Source organism: Streptomyces spinoverrucosus, from assembly GCF_006539505.1.
Taxonomy (GTDB): Bacteria; Actinomycetota; Actinomycetes; order Streptomycetales; family Streptomycetaceae; genus Streptomyces; species Streptomyces spinoverrucosus.
On the sequence record NZ_BJND01000068.1, the window covers coordinates 37,930 to 48,248 of the forward strand.

The 10,319-nt window shown below is 71.6% G+C and carries 8 protein-coding genes; 7 read left to right on the plus strand and 1 reads right to left on the minus strand.

The annotated features are described in order from the left end of the window. Positions 1 to 41: 41 nt before the first annotated feature. Positions 42 to 1,100 (plus strand): helix-turn-helix transcriptional regulator, encoded by a 1,059-nt coding sequence (locus SSP24_RS34735; protein WP_141313964.1) that lies wholly within the window; start codon positions 42 to 44, stop codon positions 1,098 to 1,100. A 296-nt stretch (positions 1,101 to 1,396) separates the two neighbouring features. On the opposite strand, the gene SSP24_RS34740 is transcribed toward SSP24_RS34735, so the two are convergent. Further along, positions 1,397 to 4,390 (minus strand): bifunctional [glutamine synthetase] adenylyltransferase/[glutamine synthetase]-adenylyl-L-tyrosine phosphorylase, encoded by a 2,994-nt coding sequence (locus tag SSP24_RS34740; RefSeq protein WP_141313965.1) that lies wholly within the window; start codon positions 4,388 to 4,390, stop codon positions 1,397 to 1,399. A 134-nt stretch (positions 4,391 to 4,524) separates the two neighbouring features. On the opposite strand from SSP24_RS34740, the gene SSP24_RS34745 reads away from it, so the two are divergent. From SSP24_RS34745 to SSP24_RS34770, 6 genes are all read left to right on the plus strand, one after another. Then, a complete protein-coding gene (locus tag SSP24_RS34745; RefSeq protein WP_141313966.1) occupies positions 4,525 to 5,049 on the plus strand; it encodes a pyridoxamine 5'-phosphate oxidase family protein in 525 nt (174 codons plus the stop codon). Continuing rightward, a complete protein-coding gene (locus SSP24_RS34750; RefSeq protein WP_141313967.1) occupies positions 5,049 to 5,498 on the plus strand; it encodes a VOC family protein in 450 nt (149 codons plus the stop codon). The genes SSP24_RS34745 and SSP24_RS34750 overlap by 1 nt, the downstream gene beginning before the upstream one ends. Before the next feature lie 189 nt (positions 5,499 to 5,687). Further along, positions 5,688 to 6,809, plus strand: coding sequence for an RNA polymerase sigma factor (locus SSP24_RS34755; RefSeq protein WP_141313968.1), 1,122 nt, complete (start codon positions 5,688 to 5,690; stop codon positions 6,807 to 6,809). 141 nt (positions 6,810 to 6,950) lie between these two features. Continuing rightward, positions 6,951 to 8,435: a PepSY domain-containing protein gene (locus tag SSP24_RS34760; protein ID WP_141313969.1), complete on the plus strand. Its 1,485-nt coding sequence runs from the start codon at positions 6,951 to 6,953 to the stop codon at positions 8,433 to 8,435. Between the two features lie 30 nt (positions 8,436 to 8,465). Beyond that, positions 8,466 to 9,749, plus strand: a complete 1,284-nt coding sequence (locus SSP24_RS34765) for a hypothetical protein (protein ID WP_141313970.1) — start codon at positions 8,466 to 8,468, stop codon at positions 9,747 to 9,749. Between the two features lie 27 nt (positions 9,750 to 9,776). Further along, on the plus strand, positions 9,777 to 10,124 hold the full coding sequence (locus SSP24_RS34770; protein ID WP_141313971.1) for a hypothetical protein: 348 nt from the start codon (positions 9,777 to 9,779) through the stop codon (positions 10,122 to 10,124). Positions 10,125 to 10,319: the final 195 nt, after the last annotated feature.

Consider the following 10,319-nt stretch of genomic DNA (forward strand, 5'->3'; position numbering starts at 1 on the left):
GTTCAACACCGATGCGCACTACAGCGGGAGCGTCAGGCTGCATGGATGTGACGTCGGACGGCCCTTGGGCCGGCATCGGGCTGGACGCGCTCAGCGGCCGAGTCCTGGAGTACCTGGTGGGTCACGCCTCCGCCTCTTCCCTCACTGTGGCGGCCGCGGTCGGCGCGTCGCGCGCAGAGGTCGAGACAGCACTGCGGTCTCTGGAGGACGTACTCCTGGTCATCCCCATCGCCGGCACGCCCCCGCGGTGGAAGGCCGGCCCGCCGCGCTCGTCCCTGGGCTCCCTGCTGGCCCGCAGGCGCGCCGAACTGGCCCAGGCCGAGCTGTACATGGAGCAACTCCACGAGATCTACGACGTGGCGGCCCGCCCGCAGGCTCCGCACCTGGTGGAGGTCCTGGAAGACAACGAGGAGGTCACCGCACGCTATGCGCATCTCCTCAAGGGCAGCACCCATGAAGTACTGCACCTGGCCAAGCCGCCCTATGTGACCGGGCCCGCGGATGCCTCCAGTGAGGGGGATGACTCCGGTCAAGGGGATGTCGCACCGCCGGAGTTCCGCGAGGGACTGCGGCTGCGGTCGGTCTACGACACCGAGGGCTTCACGGACACGGTGTCACTGGAGACGGCACTGCGGGGCAGCGCCGGCGGCGGCGAGTTCCGGCTCAGTTCCCGACTTCCCGTCAAACTGGCCCTGTTCGACCGCACCGCCGCCCTCCTGCCCCTGCACCACGACCGTCCCTCGGCAGGATCACTCGTGGTCCACTCACCTGGCCTCGTCGCCGCGCTCGCCGCGCTGTTCGAGGCCATCTGGAAGCAGGCGGTGCCGGTGTCGCTGGAAAGCCGGCAGGACTGGCCCGCCCCTCGCCGGACCCGGCAGACGACGCGGATAGACGAACGAACCCAGGCGATCCTCGACCTCATGGCGACCGGGATGAAGGACGACGCGATCGCCCGGGTCCTCAACGTCAGCCGCCGCACCGTGCAGAAGCACGTGAGCGAGGCCGGCACCGCGCTGGGCGCCAGAACACGCTTCCAGATCGCCCTCCGCGCAGCCGAACGAGGCTGGCTTCCACTGGAGGCACCGAACCCGAACGACTAGGGCCTGTCCGGCGGATCAGGTCGGCTGCAAGGAACGGCGCTTCATCAGCGCAGGTGAGCGGGGGCGATGGGGGTGCCCCCGCGCGAGCAAGTTCGAGCGTGGGGGAGCGTCCAGCTGCAAGGCGGAGAAGGGAGTCGACGCGATGGGGGTCCCCCCGCGCGAGCGCATTCGAGCGTGGGAGAGTCGGCGACCGACGAAAACGCGGCTGGGGTACCCCCTCTGGGGGAGGGCGTGCCGGACCCCGCGACGCCGGCATGATCCGCCGGACAGGCCCTAAGAGGTCGGCTCAGTCGGTGTCAGCCCTGGTAGAACAGGGACTCCACCACACCACGGGCCCGCCGAGCCGTGCGTCGGTAGGCGTCGAGCATGTCGCCGACGTGACCGGGCCCGTGCCCCAGGTAGCGGCCCACCGCCGCCAGCTCGCGCGCGTGTGACGGGAAGGTGTCCCCGGCCCGGCCGCGCACCAGCATCACGGCGTTGCGGACGCGCGTCGCGAGCACCCACGCCTCGTCCAGGGTCCCGGCGTCCTCGGTGGAGATCAGCCCGGCGTCCCGGGCCGCCGCCAGGGCCTGGCGGGTCCGGGTGGTGCGCAGCCCGGGTACCTCCCAGCCGTGCCGCAGTTGCAGCAGCTGCACGGTCCACTCGACGTCGGACAGGCCGCCCGGCCCGATCTTGGTGTGCAGCTTGGGGTCGGCGCCCCGCGGCAGCCGCTCCGACTCCATGCGGGCCTTCAGCCGCCGGATCTCCCGTACGGCCTCGTCGCCGAGCCCCCGCTCCGGGTAGCGCAGCGGATCGATCAGCTCGACGAAACGCCGTCCCAGGCCCTCGTCACCGGCCACCGGTTCGGCCCGGAGCAGGGCCTGCGACTCCCAGACCAGGGACCAGCGGCGGTAGTACGCCTCGTACGACTTGAGGGTGCGCACCAGCGGTCCGGACTTGCCCTCCGGCCGCAGATCGGCGTCGATCAGCAGCGGCGGATCGGCGCTCGGCAGTTGCAGCAGCCGGCGCATCTCGGCGACGACCCGGTTCGCGGCGTCGGCCGCCTCCCGCTCGTCGGCCCCGTCCTGCGGCTCGTGCACGAACAGCACGTCCGCGTCGGAGCCGTAACCCAGCTCGTGCCCGCCGAACCGCCCCATCGCGATCACGGCGAACCGTGTCGGCAGGGTGTCCCCCCAGCTGTCCCGCACCACGGCCCGCAGGGTCCCCGCCAGCGTCGCCGCCGTCAGGTCGGACACGGCCCCGCCGACCAGGTCCACCAGCGCGCCCTGGTCCGCCTCGGCGGGCTGGGCCTCGGTGCCGTAGGAGCCGACGATGTCCGCGGCGGCCGTACGGAACAGCTCCCGGCGGCGTACGCCACGGGCCGCGGCGACCGCCTGCTCGCCGCCCTCGGCGCGGCCGACCGCCGCGAGGATCTCCTGCTCCAGCTGGACCCGCGGGCGTGGCTCCAGTCCCCCGCCGTCCCCGTCGCCCAGCAGGGCCACGGCCTCCGGGGCGCGCATCAGCAGGTCGGGGGCGAGCCGCCCGGCGGACAGCACGCGGGCGAGGTTCTCCGCCGCCGCGCCCTCGTCCCGCAGCAGCCGCAGATACCAGGGCGTCTTGCCCAGCGCGTCCGACACCTTGCGGAAGTTGAGCAGCCCGGCGTCCGGGTCGGCGGAGTCCGCGAACCAGCCCAGCAGCACCGGCAGCAGCGTCCGCTGGATCGCCGCCTTGCGCGTGATCCCGGACGCCAGCGCCTCCAGATGCCGCAGCGCCGCCGCCGGATCGCCGTACCCGAGCGCGACGAGCCGCTCGCGTGCCGCCTCGGGGCTCAACCGGGCCTCGCCCGGCGCGAGTTGGGCGACGGCGTCGAGCAGTGGCCGGTAGAAGAGCTTCTCGTGCAGGCGCCGTACGACGGCGGCGTGCCGCTTCCACTCGCGGTTCAGCTCGGCGACCGGATCGGCGCGCAGGCCCAGCGAGCGGCCGAGGCGCCGCTGGTCGGCCTCGCCCTCGGGCACGAGGTGGGTGCGGCGCAGCCGGTAGAGCTGGATGCGGTGTTCCATGGAGCGCAGGAAACGGTACGCGTCCTCCAGTTGCGCGGCGTCGGCCCGGCCGACGTACCCGCCCGCGGCCAGCGCCCGCAGGGCCTCCAGGGTGGAACCGCTGCGCAGCGCGGCGTCCGCCCGCCCATGCACCAACTGCAGCAACTGCACCGCGAATTCGACGTCCCGCAGACCGCCCGGCCCCAGCTTCAGTTCGCGCTCGATCTCGGCGACCGGAATGTTCTCGACCACCCGGCGCCGCATCTTCTGCACATCGGCGACGAAGTTCTCGCGTTCGGCGGCCTGCCACACCAGGGGTCCGACGGCGGCGACGTACTCCGCGCCGAGTTCGAGGTCACCGGCGACCGGCCGGGCCTTGAGCAGGGCCTGGAACTCCCAGGTCTTCGCCCAGCGCTGGTAGTAGGCGAGGTGGCTGCTGAGGGTGCGCACCAGAGGACCGTTTCTGCCCTCGGGGCGGAGGTTGGCGTCCACGGGCCAGATGGAGCCCTCGACGGTGGTCTCGGAGCAGATCCGCATCATGTGCGAGGCGAGCCGGGTGGCGGCCCGCAGCGCCTTGCCCTCGTCGGCGCCCTCGGCGGCCTCCCCGACGAAGATCACATCCACGTCGGACACGTAGTTCAGCTCGTTTCCCCCGCACTTGCCCATCGCGATCACCGCCAGCCGGCACAGCGCGGCGTCGTCGGGGGCGGCGGCGGATGCCAGGGCGAGGGCGCGGCGCAGGGTCGCGGTGGCCAGGTCGGCGAGCTCGGCGGCGGTCTCGGCGACGTCGATCGTGGCGCACACGTCACGGGCGGCGATGGACAGCAGACAGCGCCGGTAGGCGACGCGCAGCGAGACGGGGTCGGTCGCCTCGGCGAGGCCCCGCTCGAACTCCGCGACCCCCGGATGCAGGTCCTGCGGCTCGTACGTGACCAGCGCCCGCCAGTCGCCGCAGTGCCGGGCGAGGTGGTCGGCGAGGGCGGCGGAGGCGCCGAGCACACCGAGGAGCCGGTCGCGCAGGGGCTTGGAGCCGGTCAGGGTGTCGAGCAGCTCGCGGCGCGCGGTCGGTTCGGGCTGCGCCTCAAGCAGCCGTACCAGGCCGTGCAGCGCGAGATCGGGGTCGGCGGTGGCGCCCAGCGCGTCCAGCAGCACCGGGTCGTCGCGGACGGCGCCGAGCCCGGCGCTCTCCAGCAGCCGCTCGGCGGCGGACGGGTCGGTGAAGCCGTGCCGCAGCAGCCGCGTGAAGGTACTGCTTCTGCGCCCCGGCGTCATCCTCGCCCTCCCGTCCGGATCAACGTGGTACGAGCCGAGCCTAACCGGCCCGCCGGTGGGAAGCGCCGATGACTTCCGCCGTCGTACGGGGTCAGTACTGAGAGGGAGCAGACCTGTGGCAGGAGGAGGCACTCATGACCGGCACAGGACCCCAGACCCTGCTCGACCCGCGCTACAGCGACGAGACGGCCACGGCGACGGCCTGGCCCGAGGCGGAGGCGCTGCTGAGCGAGGCCGAGCTGTTCTGGATCTCGACGGTACGTCCGGACGGGCGGCCGCATGTGACGCCGCTGCTCGCCGTCTGGTCGGCGGGCGCGCTGCATTTCTGCACCGGCCCGGAGGAGCGCAAGGCCCGCAACCTCGCCGGGAACCCGCACGTCACCCTGACCACCGGCACCAACTCCTGGACCAAGGGATACGACCTGGTGGTGGAGGGCGAGGCAGTCCGCGTGACCGACGACGACCGGCTGCGCGAGCTGGCGGCGGCGTGGGAGGCGAAGTACGGCGACGTCTGGCGCTTCGAGGTGCGGAACGGCTGCTTCCACCACGGCGCGGGAAGCGCGTTTGTGTTTTCGGTGGCGCCGCACACGGTTTTCGGCTTCGGTAAGGGTGAGCCGTTCAGCCAGACCCGTTGGCGTTTCAATCTGGAGGAGCACTGATGGACTTCACGCTCGAAGTGATCCCACTGCCGGTGAGCGACATCGACCGGGCCCGCGACTTCTACCGGGACAAGGTCGGCTTCCACGTCGACATCGACCAGGAGGTCATGCCGGGCATGCGCATCGTCCAGCTGACCCCTCCCGGCTCGGGCTGCTCGATCGCGCTGGGCGACAGCATCTGGGACATGGCCCAGGGCGAGACCAAGCCGGAGCCCGGCTCCTACCAGGGCCTCCAGCTCTGCGTCGCCGACATCAAGGCGGCCCGGGCGGAACTGGTCGAGCGGGGCCTGGAGATCTCGGAGCCCGTCCAGTACGCCCCCGACGACGGCGCCACGTTCATGTACTTCAAGGACCCGGACGGCAACGGCTGGTCGATCCAGGAGTACCGACGACGGGCGACGGAACCGCTGCACCAGGCGCTGAGGGATGTGGCGGACCGCCAGCGGTAGCCAACCCAGGGGCGCGGGGGCAGATTCTTCCGCAGGAAGCGGTGCGGCCCAAAGGTTGCCTCACACAATCGACGTTGACCCAGGCGGCCTCGTCAGCGGGCGGGGGCCGAGCCCCTGGACGTCAGGTCGCACCGGTCCCGGGTTAGATTGCCGCCCAAGCTGGTCCGGGTTGAGAGCCGAGGGTGTCGTATGCGTCAGATTCCTGAATCCGCGCTGCCCGATACGCGTGTCGACCGATGGCAGCAGATCTGGAGCCACCGCGAGCAGCTGTTGAGGGTCGCGCGGCGCCGGTCGATGAGCCCGCAGGACGCCGAGGACGCGGTGCACGAGGCCATGGCCAGGGCTGCGGAGCGCCCGCACCTGGACGGCAACCGGCTCGGCGCTTGGCTGACCGCGGTGACCGTACGGCTGTGCGTCGATCAGCACCGGCAGCTGAGTCGGGACACGGGGATACGCCGGCGTGCCGGCTCGATGCTGAGCGCGCCCAGCGTCGTACCGCATGAGGAAATCGTGTGCGACCAAGCGGAGGCGCGGTGGCTCGCCCGTCAGGGCACCGCGCTGCCGGAGAGCCAGCGCGTGGCGCTGCAGCTGAAGGCGCAGGACCTGGACGTGGCGCAGGTCGCGCAGCGGATGGGGCTGACCTACAAGGCCGCCGAGTCGCTGCTGGGCCGGGCGCGGCGGACGCTGCGGGCCGCACTTGCGGCGACGATTGCCGCCGTCGCCGTGGGGCTGTGGCGGGGCCGTCCACGCATCAACGGGGGTACGCCGACGGCTGCGTCTCCTGCCGTCCTGGCGTCCGCAGGGACGCTGATGCTCGCGGGGCTCGTCCTGATGTTGTCTCCGGGAGCCGACGCAGAGCCCGCTTCCAGGCCCGATCGGGACGGGCGGTCGGACGTCGTGTTCGTGTCGTCGCCGCAAGAGCCGGGCGCTCGGCCCTCAGTCACTCCGGCTGCGGTCACCGGCCAGGAGCGCCTTGGTGTGCGTGCTGTTGCAGAGAGAACAAGCCGGCCGGCCGGTGGCTCGGGCCGGGACGACGGGCCCGTTGAAGGCGGCGGCTCCGCATCCGATCAGGGGCCGCTGCCCGGCGTGCCCGGCATGCCCGCCGCCGAACTGCCGACGCTGCCGACCGTACCGGCGCTGCCACCCGTACCGGCGGTACCGGTCGTACCCCCTGTGCCGTCCCTGCCCTCGGTACCGACCCTTCCCGTACCGGCGGTCGAGCCGGATCAGGTCGTACGGCCGAACGTCGACGTACCGGGTCTGCCCGGCCCGCTGTCGTCGGTGAATCCGCCACTCCTGCCGCTGGACTGATCCCGGCGGTCCCCTTCGCGCCCACGTGCGCGAAGCGTGGAAAGAACTTCGGCTTCTTCGCGAGGGAGCTGCCACCCGACTCCGTAGAGCAGGTGACAGCACCAGTGCACCATCTGGTGCGGCAGAAGAAGCGGAGAGTTGATGGGACACACAAGCCATGGTCGGCGGCAGCGCCGCCGTGGGCTGCTCGCGATACCGGTCGCGCTTGTCTGCGCTCTGAGTGCCGCGACGGTCGGCACCCCGCCGGCCCATGCGGCGGCGGTCGTGGAGACGAGCATCGGCATGCGGTTCAACGACGGTCTGGACACGCGACTCAGTGCTACGGCGTTTCGCGACGCGGCCCGCTCCGCCGGCTACACGGGCACCAGCCACACCGCCGGGCGTAGTGCGGACGACGCGTGGATGGACGGGCTGGACTCGGGCGTCTTCGCGCTGTTCGGGCACTCGAACGGCGGCATCTTCCAGACCGATGAGGGGCCGTCGGACGACCAGGACCCGATCCTGGCTGCCGGCAGGACGCAGGATCTCGTGCCTCTCTACGCGAACCTGCGGTTCTTCACCGAGTACCTGCCGTACGCCGAAGTCGACGACATGCGGCTGTTGATCCTCGCGGGCTGCTACACCGCCCAGTCCGGGCAGCTCGGGAACTTCAACGAGGTCGCGGTCTCCCGCGGTATCGACTCGGCCATCAGCTTCTCCGGCCTGGTCATGTATCCGGCGACCGCGTACGGCACGGCGGCCAGCACGACGAACTACTCCGGCAACTACTTCTGGAGCCGGTTCTCGTACCACGCCACCACGGGCGTCACCGTGTCCACCGCGCTCGCCCGGGCTCGTACCGACCTCCTCGCCAAGGAAGGTTCGGCGGACGGCTGGGACCGTTATGTGATCCGGGGTGCCGCGGCCGCCCCCGGCTCGGTCAAACTCAAGCCGGCGGGCGAGGGCGAGCCGTTGAACAGCCGGCCCGTCGCCACCCCGAAGTTCACCACCGCCGCCGCCCTGACACCGGTCAGTACGACCACTACGCAGGGTCCGGCGGGGGAGCCCCTCACGACCGTTGAAACCGCAGAGGGAGTCGAGTACCGATCGGCCGCCGACGGCTCGCTGATCGACCTCGTGGGCACCCCGACGACCAGCGGTGACGTACGGCTTGGCGCGGACGAAACCCGCGCTGCCGCGCAAGAGTTCGTCCAGCGCAATGTCACCGGATGGGACGGCGGCTGGCAGCTGGTGGCCGAAGAGCCGGTCAGTCACCTGGAGGGTGACGCCCTGACGCTCCTGACGTGGCGCCCCGTGGACGACGGGCACGCGGACGCGCGCCAGGTGACGGTCGAGATCGACCGCCGTACCGGAGCCGTCACCTACCTGTCGACCACTCAGGGCGCGGCGGCCGGGAAGGCGTCGGCCTTCCCGGTCGACCGCGACGAGGCGATCCGCGTGGCCCGTGCCGCGATCGGCGACGACCGGGGCACCGCCACCGCCGTGGCCGACACCTGGAACGCCGACCGCTGGACGGTCACCGTCGACCGCGGCCTCGCCGGCCGTCCCGGGGCCGAAATGCCGGACGTGGAGCGTCTAGAGATCGACGCCCGCACCGGCGACGTGCTGTCCCGCACCAAGAGCTGACGACACCGACACACCGGAGCAGACACTCACATGAGACTTCGTTCCCTGACCATGTGGGCCGCAGCCACGGCCGGCTGCCTCACCCTCACCCTGCTGCCCTCCGCCGCGGCGACCGCCCAGACCACCGACGAACCGTCCCCGACGTCCGTCACGATGACCGCCCCCCAGGTCCAGCCGAAGGTGACCCGGCTGCTGTTCGCCGTACCTCAGACGCTCGACGAGCTCAAGGTCTCTCTCGCCGGGCTCCAGCCGCTCCTGCTGCGCTACACCGGCGAGATCGGCGGCGGCGACCAGCCGGGGCCCGGCGTCCCCGCCGACCAGGCCATCGAAAGCATGCGCGAGAGCGTCGTCGGCCAGTACGGCGTGGAGCCGCTCGTCTTCCTGGTCGTCGTGGACGGCGAAGTGCCCGCCGCCCAGCTCACGGCGCTCGACCCGGTGCTCGCCGAGGCCAGGACCTTCGACTCGGACTCGGAGTCCGTGGACCGCCTGCCCCTCGGCACCCTCGAACAGGCAGCCGACGCCACCCGGGCCAGGGAGGCCCTGCTGGGCCGCAGCGACGCCATGAAGGCGGCCGCCGAGGAAAGCCGCGAGGACGCGCCCTCGTCGTCATCGTCCTCCGCCGAGCAGCCGACGACTGCGGCGAACATCTCGAACGCCTGGGCTCCGTGGTACGGGACGATGCGGGCGTACAACAATCCGTACGAGTCCCCCACGGACATGCCGCGCAAGTTCCGGCACTACCTCCGCTGGTACTCCGCAAGCAACATCGCCGCCTTCGGTGACGACTTCGCGTACGAGCACAACATGTCGCTCTACAACACCGATCTGTGGGACCTCACCCGTCCGTACTGCGCGGACAGCGCCTACACGGAGTTCTGGGCCGGCTGGTCGACCGGGTTCAAGTGGAACGCCGTGAAGTACGGCTGGAACTTCCCGAGCGCCGCCGCGGCCTACTGGGACTGGGACGACACCACCGACTCCTGCGAGAAGCTCGACTTCTCCGTCGGCATCGGCTACCCGAAGAAGCTCACCGCAGGGGTGGCGTACAACTTCTGGATCGCCGCCGAGAAGGGCACCAAGTCCAGCTCCCCGTACGACCTGGGCGCCCAGAAGATCAGCAACGACTGCAACGACCTCGGCATGGAGCCGGGCAGCTCCTGCACGGGCCTGAACTACGACCGGCCGGGTTCCGGCACCGAGCCACTGGTGGGCAAGTCCCGCGGCTGGCGCGTGCCGAGTTGCGCGGACTGGGTGCGGGGCGGCTCGCCCACCTACAAGGCGAACGGCACCTACGACTGCCCCGCCAACCGCTGACGTCCGGCCTTCGAGGATGATGCGCGCATGAACGCACACGAACACCCGGGCGCCGATCGCAGCCGCCTCCTTCGCAGAGCGGGCCTGGCGGGTGCGCTTCTGCTCGCCGTACTGGCCGCGGTGCTGTGGCTCGGGGCCAACGCCATCGGGTCCAAGCAGTGCAGGGAGGACGGCCATGGGCTGCTTGTCGAAGGCGGCGGCACGTCCATGACCGAGCGGGGCTGCGAGGTCACGGTTCCGACCACCGCGGGCCGGGTCACCGGCCTGCTGCCCACGCTCAGCGAGCCGGTCGCGGGCGCGGCACTGATCGCGGGACTCGCCGGTGCCGTACCGCCCAGCATCTGCCTCTGGCTGGCGACCCGACGTCCGCGCTGACGCGCCGGCCCTGTCTTCCCGGGTGCAAGAGATTTGCCACCCGTCCCGGGGCCCCGTCCGGGCCGGTGGGCGCGACAACCCCCACCGGCCCGCAGTGGCCACGCGACCTTGCGCCTCCTCCTGGAAACGCGTTACAGCACCGGCAGATTCTTCCGCAGCTCGAACGCCGTCACCTCGGACCGGTACTCGTACCAT